General features: G+C 67.5%; 16 protein-coding genes and 1 tRNA gene. 7 read left to right on the plus strand and 10 right to left on the minus strand.

Going from position 1 to position 16,863, the window contains the following annotated elements; translation table 11 throughout:
* Positions 1-48: 48 nt before the first annotated feature.
* From OXK16_07510 to OXK16_07530, 5 genes are all read right to left on the minus strand, one after another.
* Entirely contained in the window at positions 49-1,395 is a 1,347-nt protein-coding gene (locus OXK16_07510; GenBank protein MDE0375794.1) for a branched-chain amino acid ABC transporter substrate-binding protein, read from the minus strand.
* Between the two features lie 102 nt (positions 1,396-1,497).
* Positions 1,498-2,676, minus strand: coding sequence for an acetylornithine transaminase (locus tag OXK16_07515; GenBank protein MDE0375795.1), 1,179 nt, complete (start codon positions 2,674-2,676; stop codon positions 1,498-1,500).
* Positions 2,670-3,575, minus strand: a complete 906-nt coding sequence (argB, locus tag OXK16_07520) for an acetylglutamate kinase (GenBank protein MDE0375796.1) — start codon at positions 3,573-3,575, stop codon at positions 2,670-2,672. Before argB ends, OXK16_07515 begins: the two co-directional genes overlap by 7 nt.
* On the minus strand, positions 3,572-4,591 hold the full coding sequence (gene argC / locus OXK16_07525; GenBank protein MDE0375797.1) for an N-acetyl-gamma-glutamyl-phosphate reductase: 1,020 nt from the start codon (positions 4,589-4,591) through the stop codon (positions 3,572-3,574). The genes argB and argC overlap by 4 nt, the downstream gene beginning before the upstream one ends.
* A 57-nt stretch (positions 4,592-4,648) precedes the next feature.
* Entirely contained in the window at positions 4,649-5,614 is a 966-nt protein-coding gene (locus tag OXK16_07530; protein MDE0375798.1) for a hydroxyacid dehydrogenase, read from the minus strand.
* Positions 5,615-5,854: 240 nt separating this feature from the next.
* Between OXK16_07530 and OXK16_07535 the strand changes: the two genes are divergently transcribed.
* The 6 genes from OXK16_07535 (at position 5,855) to OXK16_07560 (ending at position 13,064) form a co-directional block, all read left to right on the plus strand.
* Entirely contained in the window at positions 5,855-6,268 is a 414-nt protein-coding gene (locus OXK16_07535) for an FHA domain-containing protein (GenBank protein ID MDE0375799.1), read from the plus strand.
* Complete coding sequence (locus OXK16_07540) at positions 6,265-6,990, plus strand: protein phosphatase 2C domain-containing protein (GenBank protein MDE0375800.1); 726 nt, start codon at positions 6,265-6,267, stop codon at positions 6,988-6,990. Before OXK16_07535 ends, OXK16_07540 begins: the two co-directional genes overlap by 4 nt.
* A gap of 67 nt (positions 6,991-7,057) precedes the next feature.
* Positions 7,058-8,314 (plus strand): FtsW/RodA/SpoVE family cell cycle protein, encoded by a 1,257-nt coding sequence (locus OXK16_07545; protein MDE0375801.1) that lies wholly within the window; start codon positions 7,058-7,060, stop codon positions 8,312-8,314.
* The gene (locus OXK16_07550; GenBank protein MDE0375802.1) at positions 8,311-9,441 is read left to right on the plus strand and encodes a penicillin-binding transpeptidase domain-containing protein; all 1,131 of its coding nucleotides are present in this window, start codon (positions 8,311-8,313) and stop codon (positions 9,439-9,441) included. Before OXK16_07545 ends, OXK16_07550 begins: the two co-directional genes overlap by 4 nt.
* 609 nt (positions 9,442-10,050) lie before the next feature.
* Positions 10,051-12,168 carry a Stk1 family PASTA domain-containing Ser/Thr kinase gene (pknB, locus tag OXK16_07555; protein MDE0375803.1) on the plus strand — a complete coding sequence of 706 codons (2,118 nt, stop codon included), beginning with the start codon at positions 10,051-10,053 and terminating at the stop codon, positions 12,166-12,168.
* 71 nt (positions 12,169-12,239) lie between these two features.
* Positions 12,240-13,064 carry a metal ABC transporter ATP-binding protein gene (locus OXK16_07560; GenBank protein ID MDE0375804.1) on the plus strand — a complete coding sequence of 275 codons (825 nt, stop codon included), beginning with the start codon at positions 12,240-12,242 and terminating at the stop codon, positions 13,062-13,064.
* A gap of 30 nt (positions 13,065-13,094) precedes the next feature.
* On the opposite strand, the gene OXK16_07565 is transcribed toward OXK16_07560, so the two are convergent.
* Positions 13,095-13,661 (minus strand): aminodeoxychorismate/anthranilate synthase component II, encoded by a 567-nt coding sequence (locus tag OXK16_07565; GenBank protein ID MDE0375805.1) that lies wholly within the window; start codon positions 13,659-13,661, stop codon positions 13,095-13,097.
* Positions 13,662-13,753: 92 nt separating this feature from the next.
* On the opposite strand from OXK16_07565, the gene OXK16_07570 reads away from it, so the two are divergent.
* The gene (locus OXK16_07570; protein MDE0375806.1) at positions 13,754-14,002 is read left to right on the plus strand and encodes a cell division protein CrgA; all 249 of its coding nucleotides are present in this window, start codon (positions 13,754-13,756) and stop codon (positions 14,000-14,002) included.
* A 196-nt stretch (positions 14,003-14,198) separates the two neighbouring features.
* On the opposite strand, the gene OXK16_07575 is transcribed toward OXK16_07570, so the two are convergent.
* The 4 genes from OXK16_07575 to OXK16_07590 form a co-directional block, all read right to left on the minus strand.
* Positions 14,199-14,444: a hypothetical protein gene (locus OXK16_07575; GenBank protein MDE0375807.1), complete on the minus strand. Its 246-nt coding sequence runs from the start codon at positions 14,442-14,444 to the stop codon at positions 14,199-14,201.
* Between the two features lie 72 nt (positions 14,445-14,516).
* Entirely contained in the window at positions 14,517-15,695 is a 1,179-nt protein-coding gene (locus OXK16_07580; GenBank protein ID MDE0375808.1) for a thiolase family protein, read from the minus strand.
* 53 nt (positions 15,696-15,748) lie between these two features.
* A tRNA-Ala gene (locus tag OXK16_07585) sits at positions 15,749-15,821 on the minus strand.
* A 208-nt stretch (positions 15,822-16,029) separates the two neighbouring features.
* Positions 16,030-16,854 carry a hypothetical protein gene (locus OXK16_07590; protein ID MDE0375809.1) on the minus strand — a complete coding sequence of 275 codons (825 nt, stop codon included), beginning with the start codon at positions 16,852-16,854 and terminating at the stop codon, positions 16,030-16,032.
* Positions 16,855-16,863: the final 9 nt, after the last annotated feature.

The raw sequence follows: 16,863 nt of genomic DNA on the forward strand, positions 1-16,863 counted from the left end.
CCGATTATCGATAGCTCGAGGCCACCCGACCGATCCGCCTGAGTCCGTTCACGCCTCCTCGTGGCCGGTTAGGGAGGCGCGTGCCCGCCGGTCGTCGGGTCCGACCTCGTAGACCACGTTCTGGCGGGTGGCATCTACGTCGGTGGAGTCGAGGTGCTCGTAGATCACCACCCCGGCACCACCACAGTCCCCGAATTCGTCACAGCTCAGGACCCCTGTGACGCCTTGGAACCCTGACAGGTTGTCGAGGTACTCGCGCACTCCGGCCCGGTCGATCACGAGGACCCCGTCATCCGACCTCACGTAGGAGGCGGCGCTGATCGCGTTCAGGAGCAGCACCGTGGCGTCGTAGGCATGGCCCCAGAATGTCCCGGTGGGTGACCCACCGGCGGTCTCCTCGAACCGGGCCCGGAGGCTGGGCGCGCTCTGGCCGGTGGTCTGGTTGGTGTTATTCCCGAAGCGTGTGTCGGGGCCCGATACGTAGGTGCCCTCGCCCTGGGGCAGGCTAAGGAAGTTGTCGTTGAGCAATCCGTCGGCGGTTGAGAACACCATGTCCGAGAACTCCGGCATCTCAGCGGCCTGCTCCACCAGGTACCGGCCGGTCGGCCAGAAGATCGGGAAGAACAGGGCATCGGGGTCTCCTGCGGCTATCTCGGTGAGGACCGGCACCAGATCCTCGTCCTCGCGGTCGACCTCCCAGGTACCTGTTATGGCGCCTCCGTGTTCGGCGAACGCGTCGGAGAAGGCCGTGGCGAGACCCAGGGTGTAGGGACCGCCGTCGTGGACCACCGCAGCGCTGGTCACGCCCTCTCCCGACAGGAAGTGGGCCACGGACTCGCCCTGGACCAGGTCGTTGTGGGCCGTCCGGTAGTACCCGGCGAAGTGGCTTGCGCCCTCGTTACCGGCCAGGTCCGACGTCAGGGACGGCGCCGTGTTGGAAGGCGAGATCAGGACCATGCCTGCCCTGGTGATGAGGGGCGACGCATGGGCGGCCGCCGCCGAGCAGTTCGTTCCGACGACACCGACCACATCGCCCTCCGCTACCACCATAGACCCGGTGATCATGCCGCCTTCGGGCGAGCACATGTCGTCGAGTCCGACTCCGAGGTTCACGGCGAACCCGTGGATGCGACCGTAGTCCTCCACAGCGAACACGATGGCCCGCTCCGCCGAGTTGCCGAACAGCATGAGGTCTCCACCGTTGGTGTAGACGGAGCGGATCTGGATCGATTCACCCGCGGCGACCTCCACAGTGCCCAGGGAACCGTCGCCGAGACTGTCCCGCGGCTCATCGGCGCAGGCCGTGGCCAGCAACCCGAAGGCCGATAGGGCAACCAGTAGCAGCCGCCAGGAAACGCCGGGCTTAGGAGTCAGGGTATTGATAATCGTTCTCATAGGGCCATGCTATGAAGCGAGACGACCAAGCCGGTGTCTTTGCTCGGCCGCTGCGGGCGGGATCGGCCCAGGCAGGTTGACCGGTAGCGGAACCGGCGTCCGCTAGGTGAGCGAGGCTTCGAACTTCGCGACCGCCTCGTCCACTTCGTCGGAGCTGATGATCAGCGGCGGGGTGAAGCGCACGGTGTCCTCCGTCACGTTGTTGACCAGCAATCCGTTGGACAGGGCCGCCGCGTTGACCTCGGCCGCTCTCGGGGAGTCGAGCACGGCGCCGAGCATCAGCCCCCGACCCCGGACAGCGCTGACCCCGTGGACTTCGCTCAGGAGAGAGACGAACTGCCGGCTCCGCTGCCGGCAGTTGGTGAGAAGATCGCGCTGCTCGATCTCGTCGAGCACGGCCAGCGCCGCCGTGGTGACCACGGGGCCGCCCCCGAAGGTGGTGCCATGATCCCCGTAGTCGAACGCCGCCGCCCGCTCCGTCGACAGGCAGGCGCCGATCGGCAGGCCGTTGGCCAGGGCCTTGGCCAGCGTGGCGATGTCGGGTTCCACCCCCAGCTGCTGCCAGGAGAACCACGATCCGGTGCGTCCCATCCCGGCCTGGATGTCATCGAGGATGAGCAGCACGTCCCGTTCGTCACAGAGTTCCCGCAGCGCTCGGAGGTAGTCCGCTCGGAGTGGACGGATTCCTCCCTCGCCCTGCGTAGTCTCGACCATCACCGCCGCGGTCTGCGGTCCGACCACACGGGATATGGCCTCGATGTCGTTGGCCGTTACCTGCACGAACCCTGGGGGAAGGGGCCGGAAGACGGCCTGCTTCTTGGGCTGGCCGGTGGCGGCCAGGGCGCCGAGCGTGCGCCCGTGGAACGAGTCCAGCAAGGACACGATCTCGTAGCAGTCGGGACCTCGCGTCTTCTGGCCCCACCGCCGGGCCAGCTTGATGGCCGTCTCGTTGGCGGTGGCCCCGCAGTTGGCGAAGAACACCCGGTCCAGTCCGGAGAGGGCCGTGAGCCTCTCTGCCAAGTCGACCTGCGGGACCATGTAGTAGAGGTTGGACACGTGGACCAGCCGGGTCATCTGGCGCGCCACCGCCGCGGCGACCGCGGCATTCGCATGCCCGACGGACGCCACCGCGATGCCGGCCAGGCAGTCGAGGTAGTCGTTGCCGTCCTCGTCGTACAGGCGGCAGCCGTCGCCGCGCACGAAGGTCACCGGGGAACGGCCGTAGGTCTGGATTATCGAGGCGGCTTCTCGCTGGGCGATGGTCGGGGTGGTAGTCACCATCTGTCTCCGGGTGTGATCATCGTTCCGATTCCTTCCGGTGTGAACACTTCCAGTAGCACGGCGTGCTGGATCCGGCCATCGAGTATATGGGCCTGGGGAACGCCCTCCTCCAGCGCCTTGATGCACGACTCCAGCTTGGGGAGCATCCCGGCGGAGACGTTACCGCTCACCAGCAACTCCCGAAGTTCGTTCACGAACATGGCCTCGATCAGGCTGTCCTCGTCATCGAGGTCGCGGTACAGCCCCTCGACATCGGTCAGGTAGATGAGTTTCCGGGCGCCCAGAGCTGCGGCCAGTGCGCCGGCCGCGGTGTCAGCGTTGATGTTGTAGTCGTTCCCGTCCGTGCCGCGCGCCAGGGGCGCAACAACCGGCACCACGCCCTGGTCCAGCAGGCCATCGATCAGTTCGGTGCGCACGTCGGTGATCTCGCCCACGAAGCCCAGGTCGGGATGGAGCCGGCGAGCGACCAGCAAGCCGCTGCCGAGGTCGCCGAATCCTCGGGCGTCGGCACCGTGGTCCTTCAGCAGCCGAACGATATCGGGGTTGATCGTGCCCGCCAGCGTGGTCCGGACGACGCCCAGGGTCTTCTCGTCGGTGACCCGCAGGCCGTCCACCCAGCGAGGCTCTATCCCCGCCCGAGCCATAGCCCTGGAGATGTGAGGGCCGCCGCCGTGAACCACCACAGGCCGGAGGCCCAAGAGCCCCAGCAGGGTGATGTCACGGGCGAAGCTCGACCGCAGGGTCTCGTCCACCATCGCCGAACCGCCGTACTTGATCAACACGGTCTTGCCGGCGAACGCTCGGATATAGGGCATGGCCTCGGTCAGGACCCTGGCCTTGGCCATGGCGGCGGCGATGCGCGACCGGTGCGGAGTGGGGGCGGTGTGGCCGGTGGTCACGGCAACCACCCGACGGTGGTCAGGCCGGCCGTCTCCGGGAGCCCGAGCGCGATGTTGGCGCACTGGATCGCCTGCCCGGCGGCGCCCTTTCCCAGATTGTCGATCGCAACGGTGATGATCGCCCGTCCGGTGGGGCCGTCCTCGGCGGAGTGTATCAGGGCGCGGTTGGAGCCCACCACCCACCTGGTCTGGGGTGGTGTGTCGAGCACGTCCACGAAACTGGAGTCGTGATAGGCGTCCCGGAGGGTCGAGTCGACCTCCCCGGCCCGGGTGAGCGTTGCCGAGCATGTGGAGAGGATGCCCCGCTGCATGGGTACCAGATGGGGGGTGAACTGCACGGGCACGGGGACACCGGCGACGGCTTCCAATCCCATCTCGATCTCGGGCCGGTGGCGGTGGGTCGTCACCCCGTACGCCTTGACGCTTTCGTCCACCGCTCCGAAAAGGAGCCCGGCCTTCAGCCCGCGTCCTGCTCCGGTAACCCCGGACATGGAGTCCACCACTATGGGGCCCTCGATGAGACCGGCAGACAGGAGCGGGGCCAGGCCGAGCAGGGCCGAGGTCGGGTAGCAACCCGGGACTGCCACACGGGTGCTACCGGGGAGGGCGCCGCCGAACAGCTCGGGTAGCCCGTACAGCCAGGCGGGCAACTGAGCGGGGAGGGGGTGAGGGCTCCCGTAGGCGGCCTCGTACCGCTCGGGCGTGTCCATCCGGTAGTCGCTTCCCAGGTCGAACACCGCCACCCCGGCCTCGGCCAGAAGATGCGCCGGTTCCCATGACGAGCCGTGCGGGAGGCCGAGGAAGGCGACGTCGATCCCGTCCGGGAGGTCGGAGCGGGTCGGCTCCAGCCGGCGGGCGCCGCCGCCCAGGTGCGGATGGACGTCACCCAGCCGGGATCCGGCCCGGCTGTGCGCGCCGAGGTAGGCGATCTCCATCTCCGGATGGTCGTCCACCAGCCGGATGAGTTCGCCCCCGGCGTACCCGGAGGCGCCTAGTACCGAAACCTGCAGTGTCATGGCTGCATGACTATACACGTTTGATGCATAAGAATACAGCCAGAAGGGCGGAGGCGGTCAAACCCGGTTGACGGCGGCTGGAACCGGCTCGCCCATCAGCCCCGCCACCACCGCCTCGGCGACGTGCAGACCGGCCTTGTCCTGGGCCTCGGCCGTGGATGCCCCCAGGTGGGGGGTGAGCACCACTTGGGGTAGGTCGACCAGTGGCCCGCCGACCAGGGGTTCGGTTGCGAAGACGTCCAGCGCGGCGCCGGCGACCCGTCCCGAGCGGATAGCCGCCGCCAGGGCATCCTCATCGATGATCCCGCCCCGGGAGGCGTTGACGATCCGCACCCCCGGCTTGACCTTGGAGAAGGCGACCGCGTCGAGCAGGTTCTCGGTCTCCGGGGTCCTCGGGAGGTGGAGGGAGATGAAGTCCGAGTCCGCCAGCAGCGAGTCCAGGTCCCTGAGTTCCCCTCCCGCCTGCCGAGCCTGGTCGGCGGTGATGTAGGGATCGTAGGCCAGCACGCTCATTCCGAACGCCAGAGCCCGCTGAGCAACCAGCGTGCCGATCCTGCCCAGACCCACCAGGCCGAGGACCTTGCCGTGGAGCTCCACCCCCCGGAAGGCCGCCCGGTCCCACCTGCCTGCCCGGATGGTGGCATCGGCCCGGGCGATGTTGCGGGCCTGGGATAGCATCAGCCCGAAGGTGTGCTCAGCAGCCGACACGCTGTTGGCCAGTGGAGCGTTGGCCACGAGGATGCCGCGGCGGGTGGCCTCGTCGAGATCGATGTTGTCCACGCCCACGCCGGCCCGGCCGATCACGCGCAGTCGCGGGGCGGCGTCCATTAGCTCCCGGTCCACCCTGGTGCCGCTGCGGACCACCAGCCCCTCCGCATCCGCGAGCAGGTCCATGAGGCGGGACCTGGACTCCCCGGACGCCTCCACCACTTCGCAGGTGTCCCGCAGGTACTCCGCGCAACTTACCGCCAGCACCTCGGCGATCACCACTACGGGTCGGCTTCCTGCGGGCACTCTCTCCACTCCCTGCTCGCTGGTCGCGATTGTGCCCAACCAGCCTACGATCCACAACCCGGCTCCATGCCAGAGGTAAGGCGCCGTGTTCACCTTCCCGGAGGTCGGGCACCACCCGCTGGTGGCGCTGGTGTCCGGTGCCGTAGACTGACCGGCGTGGCACCGGCGCGCGACCCTGAGGATGCTGAGGCACGGATGGCGCGGGCACACGTCGGCCCGGTAGGGCGCCGTCTGAGGATGGTCTCTTAGATGCCCGCGGCGATCCTGGTTGCTCTCAAGTTCATCTTCGTGGGCCTCGTCTACCTGCTGGTCTGGAGGGTGGCCACCGCGGTGGCCGAGCATGTCGGCGCCAAGCCCTGGAGGGTCCTGGGCGGCCCCGGCACCGGCTTGACCGTGGTCAGGAGCGATACCCAGACCGGATTGGAATTCGATGTCCGGCGCCCGATCGTGCTCGGCAGCGGCAGCGAGGCGGATGTACGAATCGACGACGCCTACGCCTCGGATCTCCATGCCCGGTTGGATCCCGAGGAGGAGTCGCTCACCCTGGCGGACCTGGGTAGCACCAGCGGTACGTACGTGAACGGAAAGCGGGTGACCGCGGTCGTGGCGCTGAGCCGGGGTGACTCCATCCAGATCGGCAAGACCGTCCTGGAGGTGAGGTGAGGTTCGTCTGGGCTTCCGGAAGCGACACCGGCCACAGGCGTCCCAAGAACGAGGACTCGATCCACCCCGAGCATGACGGCAGGACGTCCGGTGAGTTGTTGGTGGCGGTCGCGGATGGGCTGGGGGGTCATCGCGGTGGGGAAGTGGCCAGCAGCGTGGCCATCAAGGCGGCGGTCGGGGCCCCCGGGACTCCCGAAGAGCGGGTGCGGGTGGCCAACGATGCCATCCTGGACGAAGTTCTCGAGCAACCCCAACTAGCCGGAATGGGGACCACGCTCACGGTCGCCGAACTACGTCCCGACGGCGTGGTCACCCTGGCGCACGTCGGGGACAGCCGGGCCTACTGGTGGCATGCCGGACGCTTCAAGCAGCTCACGGTCGACCACACCTTCGTTCAGGAGGAGGTCGACGCCGGACGGCTGGAACCGGCACAGGCCCGTAGCCATCCCGAACGGTCTGTCCTCACGAGGGCGCTGGGATTCGGCCGCGGTCTGGAGGTTGACGGAGCTCGACTGAAGGTCTCGGTGGGGGATCGTCTGCTGTTGTGCTCCGACGGTCTTACGTCGATGGTCAGAGATGATCGAATTGCCCGCATCCTGGAGAGCGGGGCGCCATCCGAGATGGTATGGGCGCTGATCGAAGCCGCCAACCGGTCAGGAGGGTTGGACAACGTGTCTGTAATAGTGGTGGCGATCGCAGAGGACGAAGCGAGCGGGGATTGAACGTAACACCCTGTCCGCTTCCGATGGCTCTTGGTGAATGGTGCGGACGTCCGGGCGGACCGACTCGATGAGCCGGTCGGCGGAGCTCGTATTCGTCTGCGGGTCAGGCGGCCTGGCCGCCTTCGGAGTCCTGCTCGTCAACCTCGCCCGAGAGGAGGTCCGGGCCACACCGGCGCTGGCGGCGTTTCTGGTGCTGTCCGTGGCGTTCGGGCTGCTACTCGTGGCGATGCGAGCGTGGGCGCCGGACGCCACCCCCCTCCTGATTCCCACCGCATCCGTCCTGGCGGCGGTGGGGTTCATCACTGTCTATCGGCTGGACGAGAACCTGGCCAGCCTTCATGGCTGGTGGCTGTTGCTCAGCGCCACCATGTCCGTCCTCTGGCTCTACGCCGTCTCGGAGAAGGGCCTGGGTCATCGGGGCGGCGGTTGGTGGCCTCTCCTGGCGCTCGCAGCCGGGCTGGTCGTGGTCCCGTCTCTGGGCGCGGACGGTGGCACGATCTGGTTGGCGTGGAGTTCGGGTCCGGCGGTCGTTCTCAACCCCGGCGAGATCGTCAAGTTGGTGATGGTGGTCCTCTTCGCCGTCCTCCTGTCCGAGAGGCAGGCCTTCTTCTCCGCCGGCGGTCGGTATACAGCCCCGCTTCACCCGGCCCGGGTCACGACCTCCTGGCAGTCGGTCCTCCTGTTGGGGCTAGTCGTGATCATCGTCGCCATCCGGGACTCCGGAACGGCCATGATCGTGGTGGGGATGTTCTGCGTGATGGCCTACATGGCCACCAACCGGTCCGCCTACTTGGTTGGCGGGCTCGGCGCCGGAATCATCTGGCTGGTGGCCGGTCCCTGGCTGTCGGAGGGCCTCGAGACCCGGATAGCAGTCTGGACTGATCCATGGACCCAACCGGAGGGTCCGGGGAACCGGCTCGCCGAGGGCCTGTTCGGGTTGGCGGCGGGGAGCCTTTCGGGTACCGGCTTCGGTCTTGGCGAACCCGACCTGATACCGGAGGCGACCACCAGCCTGGCGTTCGCGGCCGTCGGCGAGGAGTTGGGCCTGGCCGGGACCGTCGTGGTGCTGGCCGCGTACGCCCTGATGGTGGTCACCGGGTTCGGCATCGCGTTGCGGGCCGGCGAGGTCTTCCACAAACTCCTCGCGGGTGGCCTGTCGCTGCTCCTTGGTGGACAGACCGCGCTCTCCGTGGCGGGCGCGGTGGGGCTCCTGCCCGGCACCGCCGCGCCGATCCCCTTTCTGTCGTACGGGTTGTCGTTGACGATGGCCGGCTTCCTCATTCTCGCTGTTCTGGCCCGCGTAAGTCACGAGGAGCGGGTGTGAACGGGCCGATCCGCCGGGTGGTCTTGGTTCTCGGTGTCGTCTTCCTGATTCTCGTGGTGGACCTCACCTACTGGCAGGCGATAGCGGCCGACCGGCTTCGCCAGAACCCACGGAACCCGCGGGTGGAGCTGACCCGGTCGGGCCAGGAGCGCGGCGAGATCCTCTCCGCGGACGCGGTGGTGCTGGCCAGATCGGTGCCCGACCCTCTCGATCCGGGCGCATACCGGCGCGAGTACCTGTACGGGTCGGTATATGCCCATGTAGTCGGCTTCTCGTCGGCGCTGTTCGGTGATAGAGGTGTGGAAGCCGCTCACGCCTCGCTTCTCCGGTCGCGCCGTGACCTGACAACCTCGGGGATCCTCAACGCGCTGCTCGGTGACGACCTGCGACCCCGTTCGATCCAGCTGACGCTTTACCACGAGCTCCAGGCAACCGCCGCCCGAGCCCTGGGCGATCGGCGGGGCGCGGTGGTGGCCCTCGATCCTGCCACCGGTCGCGTGCTGGCCATGGCGAGTGCGCCTTCCTTCAATCCCAATTCCCTGGTCGGGACGAACGCCGCGGTGGTGTGGGACGCCCTGACGGAGAGCACGGGCGGTCCCCTCGACAATCGCGCCATCGCCGGGTCATTGTCGAAACTGCTGACCTCCGAGGGAACGATCACCCTGGACGAGATGGACCCGCTTTCGGCGCTGGGCATTGCCACGCGGGTGGCCGGCGCGGGTCAGGACGGGTTGATGATGCGCCCGTACATAACCGCCCGGGTGTTCGACGCCGACTCCAACCGGGTCTCGCAGACGGATCCGGAACCCATGGCCGACACCTTCGGATACGAAGCCGCCCTGTCACTCTATGGAGAGAGCCGGCCGCTGGTGGTCGGCGGCGCTTCACAGGGCCGCCCGGTGCGGGCTGTCGGCAGCTCGGGAGTTGCGGAGGCCGGCACGGGCGAGCCGGCCGGGTGGTTCTTCGGGGTCTGGCCCGCGACCCGCCCCACCATCGTGGTGGCGGTGGTCGTCTATCCCGACGGGCCCGGTGGGGGCGGGCCGGGCAGGGCGGCGGCGGCTTCCGTCGGTCGAGCGGTGCTGGCCACCTGGATCGGCATGATCCCCACCGGCGCCTCAGACGAGTAGCTCCAAGTGGTCTGTCTGCGAACGACCGGGTGGTCTGGCGGTCATCGGTGTCCCGTCGCTGCGTTCCGCTTCCTTGACGTACCGCTGCGGGTGCGCCTTCGTCAGCGGGCCTTGCGAGGAACACCGCTGCCGACGCCTTACCACACCGCCGTTCCACAGACAGACGCGATAGTGGTCTGTCTGCGAAACAACCTGGCGTGTTCTGGCGGTCATCGGTGTCCCGTCGCTGCGTTCTGCTTCCTTGACGTACCGCTGCGGGTATACCTTCGTCAGCGGGCCTTGCGAGGAACACCGCTGCCGACGCCTTACCACGCCGCCGTTCCACAGACAGACGCGATAGTGGTCTGTCTGCGAAACAGCTTGGCGTGTTCTGGCGGTCATCGGTGTCCCGTCGCTGCGTTCCGCTTCCTTGACGTACCGCTGCGGGTACGCCTTCGTCAGCGGGCCTTGCGAGGAACACCGCTGCCGACGCCATACCACGCCGCCGTTCCACAGACAGACCACGTGACAAACAAACGGTAAGGGACTCGCCCGTGGCAAACTACCTGGTATGAAAGTGGACGGCCACCATCCGAGCCTCTTGTGCGCGGTCTAGCGGTACCTTCCTGAATGGTTGCTCCGAACTCGCTGGGTCGTTACGAGTTGACCGCGCAGATTGCGCGGGGCGGCATGTCGGATGTGTTCGAGGCTCGGGATCGTCTCCTCGACCGCAAGGTGGCCGTCAAGATCCTGCACGACCGGTATGCCGAGACGGACACCTTCGTGGCTCGCTTCCGCAAGGAGGCCCGGGCGGTCGCCAACCTGAGCCATCCCAACATAGTGTCGGTCTACGACTGGGGCGAGGAGGACGGCACCTACTTCATGGTGATGGAGCTGGTCAGGGGGAGGTCCCTGCGCGACATCATCCAGGCCGAGGGCAAGCTTCTACCGCGTCGAGCAACCGAGATAGCGGCTGAGATCGCCAAGGCGCTCGACGCCGCCCACCGCAGCGGTGTCATCCACCGCGACATCAAGCCCGGAAACGTCCTCCTGACGACGGACGGCAGCGTCAAGGTGACCGATTTCGGCGTGGCCCGGGCCCGCAACGCCTCCGAAGGCCTCACCAAGGTGGGATCGGTCATCGGTACCGCCACCTACTTCAGTCCCGAACAGGCCAGTGGCGACCCGGCCGACGAGCGGTCGGACATCTACAGCCTCGGAGTGGTGCTGTACGAGATGCTGGTGGGGCGTCCCCCCTTCAGGGGGGAGAGCGCGGTATCGGTGGCGTACCAGCACGTCACGGCCGAGGTCGTTCCGCCGAGCAGGCTCAATACCGATGTATCACTGGAGCTCGAGAACGTGGTGATGCGCGCTCTCGACAAGGACCCCGATCGGCGCTACGAGACGGCCGCCGACATCCACCATGACCTGCTGGTCTTGCTGGCGGTCCGACCTTCGCCGGTCGGTCAGGCCCCGGCGGCTCCTCCCGTCCGCGCCCATCCGGCTCAGGACCTCCCGCCTCCCCCGCCGCGAGACGACGATCCCTACCGTCGTCTGCGAGGCCAGCCCCGCCAGCCCTCGCAGCTTCCCTTCATCCTGACTGCTGTTCTCCTGGCCGCGGGAGTGGTGCTCGGTGCATACCTCCTGCTCAACAGCCTTTCGAGTGATTCGGCGCCGTCCACCACCGTGCCGGTTGTGACCATTGCAATACCCGACGTGACAGGCCTCTCCGAGGAGGAGGCGCGCATCGTGCTCCAGGAGGCGGGGTTCCTGGTCACGACGAGCAGGGAGCCGAGCGAGGCTCCGTTGGACTCGGTGATACGGACCGAGCCGGCGGAGGGGACGGTGGCCGAGGAGGAGTCACCCGTCAACATGGTCGTCTCCGACGGGCCCGCCCTACTGCATGTTCCCACCGTGGTCGGATCGACCAGGGAGCGCGCCATCGGGCAACTCGAGGGACAGGGGTTTGCCTATACGGTCCGTACCGCCCGCCACGACACGATAGGGGTGGGTCTGGTGATCAGCCAGGATCCGGAGGGCGAGGCCAGAGCCCAGGTCGGATCGGCTGTGGAGTTGGTGATCTCGGCGGGTCCGGAGCCAATCGAGATGCCCCGGGTGATCGGACTGAGCCGCGATCGAGCGGAGGGGATGCTAGAGGGGCTGGGCCTGGAGGTCTCGACCAGTCTGGCCCGCAACAACGAGGTGCCGCGGGGAATGGTGGCCCGCCAGGAACCTGCTCCCGGAGCGGACGTGAACCCCGGATGGAGTGTTCAGCTGGTGATCTCCGAGGGTCCCGATCTCTTCACACTCGAGGAGCTGGCCGGCCAATCGGTTGCCGATGTGATCGTCCTGCTCGGGGAGGCCGGCATGCAGGTGCAGGTCATCCAGGAGCCAAGCCCGAGCCATGAGGTGGGTGTGGTGATCCGAACCGATCCGCCGGGAGGTACGGAACTGCGGGTGGGCGAGATGGTCACCGTCTACGAATCCACGGGACCGGACCTGGTCGAGGTTCCCGACCTCACCGGCGCCACGCCTGAGGAGGCGGAAGCGACCCTGGCCGGGTTGGGTCTCATACTGGAGGTTGCCGCCTCCAGGGCCGCGGTCGACACGCCCGAACTGGAAGGGAGGATCGCCCGCCAGGCACCCGCCCCGGGCGAGGTGTTCCTGCGAGGCGAGACCGTGCTGGTGGTACTCGGCGACTACACTGCCCCTGCGGTGGACTCCGAGGACGACAGTTCGGGATCGTAGGCGAGTAGGGGGCGGCCGTGGCATCAGCCGAGGCTCCGAGCCGGGGCGCGATGGGGGCTAGCGGACCGGCCGTGACAGTACGGGACGCGGTGTTCCGCTACGGCTCCAAGACGGTCGTAGAGGAGTCCAGCGTTGACATCCCGGCCGGATCTATCACGGCGCTGATCGGCCCCAACGGCGCAGGCAAGTCGACGCTGCTCAACGCGATTGCCGGACTGGTCCAACCGGCATCAGGCAGCGTCACCGTGGGGTCCAGTAACGGACGGACCTACCGCACTTCCTACGTGCTCCAGGAGACCAAGGTCAATCCGTCGCTGCCGGTCACCGTTCGGGAGGTGGTGAGCATGGGTCGCTACGCCGGCCGCCGGCCCCTGCGCCTTCTCACCAAGGAGGATCGCAGGATGGTTGACGAGGCGATGGAGCGGACCAACATCACCCACCTCGCCAGGCGGCATCTCTCCCGGCTCTCGGGCGGGGAACGCCACCGGGTACTGCTGGCCCAGGGGTTGGCGCAAGACCATGACATCCTGCTGCTGGACGAGCCGGCGACCGGCCTCGACGTGGTGTCCATCCAGGCGGTTCGGGACACCATCCGCTCGGAGAACGCTCACGGCTGCACGGTCATCGTCACCACTCATGACCTGGCCGAGGCTTGGGATGCGCACTACGTGGTTCTCTTAGCAGGCCGCGTCGTCACCGCCGGTCCGCCCGGCGAGGTTCTCACGGCATCGCAGTTGACGGCCGCCTACGGCTTGGGGTTGATGAACGTGGAGGGCACCCACCTGTTCCTCGATGACCCTCATCACGACGAGACGGATCGGCACCACTCCCACGAACGCTCCATCCATCTGGAGTCCGATCCGATCGACCTTCACCACGACGAGCACAATCACTGAGCATGCCCCGGCCTAACATCCAGGCCGTCTTCAGGACGGGCCGGTCAGGAAGTTGTCGAGGAGGGCCATTCCCTCGTCGGTGAGCACGCTCTCGGGATGGAACTGCACACCGTGGATGGGAAGCTCCCGGTGCCTGACTCCCTGGATGACGTCGTCCTCGCTCCAGGCGCACGGCTCGAGCACGTCGGGCAATGCGCTGGCCGCCAGCGAGTGGTATCTCGTGGCGACGAAGGGATTCCTCAGACCGGAGAAGACGTCCTTGCCGTCATGGCGGATCGAAGAGGTCTTGCCGTGCATGATCCGGGGGGCGAGGTCGATGGTGCCGCCGAATTTGGTGACGATGGCCTCATGGCCGAGGCAGACGCCGAGGATGGGCACCAGGCCGGCGAAGTGCCCGATGTACGACTCCGTATAGCCGGCGTTCTCGGGGCGTCCGGGTCCCGGTGAGATGACCAGCCGTTCCGGATCGAACCGGGCGGCGGCGGGCGCGTCCATCTCGTCATTGCGGATCACGGTCGGCTCGGCGCCGAGTTCGCCCAGGTACTGGACCAGGTTGAAGGTGAAGCTGTCGTAATTGTCCAGAACCAGCACTCGCATCGCCCGCCAAGCCTACCGAACCGCCGCATGGAACTGCCGCCACCGCGACCCGGCCGGGCCTGCTCGTAACGGGCGGTGGTAGCCTGGTCTGCATGCCGCAATCCAAGGGACGTCGTAAGTCCAAGACGGCGGGTCGTCCGACACCGCCCAAGAGCGCGGCGAGCCGCGGGAAGAAGGCCAAGGAATCATCGAAGCTCTACGTGGCCGTGATGTTCGGTCTCATGGGTCTCGGGGTCCTGCTGGTTGTGACCCGGTACGTGCTCGACACGCCTTCGTGGTTGTTGCTGGTCGGGCTCGCTGCCATGGGCGGCGGCTTCCTGATGACCACCAACTATCACTGAAGCCCGGGCTGCTCCGATCTTCCCGGGCTCCCCTGTGCCGCGCCCGCCATCCCGCCACCGAGAGACGAGCGCCCGCGATACGTGGAATGCGCTCCTGGCCTGCCAGACCACTAGTTACAGCCCTGTAGTTCTCCCCGGAGTTATCCACAGCTGGGGATAACCGGGGTGACTGGGTGAGCTGCCCGTCCAGGCGGGCTCAGGTGACCGGGACCTCGTCCATCTCCTCGCGGCAATGACGCGGCGGGTTCGAGGCGGTGGTGTTGGTGACCGTCATCGTCACCTCGGTGCCGCAGAGGCTGCACCGGAAACGCCGGCGGGTTTCCACCACGTCGTCTGGATCGACATCCGGTGGGGGATTGGCCACCGCCCGGATCACCGCCATCGAGGCGGTCCAGATGGCGGCCCCGATCGCCACAGCGATGATGATGTTGAGAAGCGTCATCCGTCAGTGGCCGGTGGCGGTGGAGGTCTTGCCGGGGCTTGCGGTGCCATCCCGGGATTCTTCGGCAGCGTTCTACGCGGCCCGCTCGAGAATCATGGCGTTGGCCATGCCCCCACCCTCGCACATCGTCTGGAGTCCGTAGCGAGCCTGCCGGCGCTCCATCTCGTGGACCAGCGTCGCGGTCAGCTTGGCGCCCGTTCCACCCAGCGGGTGGCCCGTGGAGATCGCCCCGCCGTTCACGTTGGTCCGCTCCCATAGGGCGTCCGGGTCGGACCCGCCGTTCTCGGCCAGCCAGATCCCGACCACGGAGGCGAAGGCTTCGTTCACCTCGAACAGGTCGATGTCGTCGATGCTCAATCCGGCCCGCTCCAGGGCGCGGGCGGTGGCCGGGATCGGTCCGGTGAGCATGCTGACCGGGTCCACGCCCGCCATTGCGAATTGCCGGAAGTAGACCTTGGGTTCCAGCCCGAGTGCAACGGCCTTGTCCTCCGACATGATCAGCACGGCCGCCGCGCCGTCCGAGATCTGGGATGAGTTGCCGGCGGTGACCACGCCGTCCGCTTTGAAAACCGGTGGAAGCCCGGCCAGGATCTCCGGGGACGTGTCCGGACGGATGCCCTCGTCGGTGGTCACCGTCTCTGTGGCGCCGTTCGCCCGGGTCTCGACCGGGACGATCTCGCGGGCGAACCGGCCTTCGTCCGTGGCCCTGGCGGCTCTCATGTGGGAGCGGTAGGCGATCCGGTCGAGGTGCTCCCGCGACAGGCCCCACTTCTCGGCGATGAGTTCGGCCGAGATCCCCTGGGGCACCAGGCTGTTGGCGTAACGTTCTTCCATGCGGGGCCCGAACGGCCGCCCGGGTCCTTGGTGGGCCGTGATCCCCATCGGCACCCGGCTCATCGACTCCACGCCGGCCGCGATGGCCACGTCGTAGGCGCCTGCCATCACTCCTTGAGCGGCGAAGTGGGAGGCCTGCTGCGCCGAGCCGCACTGGCGATCCACGGTCGTGCCCACCACGTCCTCGGGGAAGCCGGCCGCCAGCGCCGCATTCCGGCCCACGTTGAAACTCTGCTCCCCGGTCTGCGTCACGCAGCCCATGATCACGTCATCCACCAGGGCCGGGTCGAGTTGGTTGCGCTCCACCAGGGCTCGCAACGGGATGGCGGCCAGGTCGACCGGGTGGTAACCCTGCAGGCGGCCGTTCCGCTTGCCGGTGGGTGTTCTCACTGCGTCGACGACGACTGCCCGGTGCATGCCTGTCTCCCCTCGTGTGCGGATGACCTCAGAGTCCCCAACCCGGCGACCGGTGGAGGTGATCGGATTCGAACCGACGACCTCCTGGTTGCAAACCAGGTGCTCTGCCGACTGAGCTACACCCCCGGGCCTCCTGAAGTCTACTTGGACGCCGGTGGCCGCCAGACCACTGTGGTCTGTCTGTGGAATGGCGGTGTGGTATGGCGTCGGCAGCGGTGTTTCTCGCAAGGCCCGCTGACGAAGGCGTGCCCGCAGCGGCACGTTGAGGAGGCGGAACGCAGCGAGGGGCGCCGGTGGCCGCCAGAGCACGCCTGGTTGTTTCGCAGGCGGACCACTAACCCAGGATGATCAGCACCAGGGCAACCACCGCTACCCCGAATCCGGCCTGTTGGATACGGGTGGTGCGCTCTCCGGAGAAGAGGACCTGGAAGATGACCGTGACGCCGTAGGCCATCTGGAAGAACAGGCCGGCCACGGCCAGGTTGACCTGGGCGGCCAGCGTGAAGGTCGCGAGCCCGATCCCGCCCAGTATGCCCACCATGACGGCTTGAGGAGTGGTGCCCCGGTGGGGCCAAGTCGCTTCCCTGCGGATGAGGATCAGCAGCAGGACGAATGCCACAGCGACCACCCTCCCCGGCACCACCGGCCAGGTCCCCGCGTCATCACTTGTCAAGCCCAGCAATGTGGCGGTGATGCCGAACAGGACACCTGAGGCCAGGCCGTGTTTCATGGCGATGAGATCCCATTCCGCTCCAGGGTCCTTCATGCCGATCAGCCAGACACCGATAAGGCCCACCACCAGTCCCGAGCCGACCACCATCGAGGGGAGGCCCGACACGACGGTGTCCACCCCGATCGGGACCACCGCTCCCGTTACCGCGGCCACCGGCCCCACTATTCCCGTGCCCCTGGTGGTGTAGCCCCGGTAGAGCTGGATTAGACCCATTCCGGAGGACACGCCGGAGCAGCCGCCGAGCACCAGGTCGGGAACGGTGGGGCTTCCGCCCCACCAGACCGCCAGGATCAGCGTCGACAGCAAGGTGAAAACGTAGATCGCGAGCACGGTGGCCAGAAGGCGCCCGCGCCGGCCCACGTTGGTTCCGATGTGATCGGCCAGCCCGATGGACAGTGGGGCGAGGAGGCCGATGAAGATGGTCATTGGGGGGTG

The organism is bacterium (genome assembly GCA_028821235.1).
Classification (GTDB): Bacteria; Actinomycetota; Acidimicrobiia; order Spongiisociales; family Spongiisociaceae; genus Spongiisocius.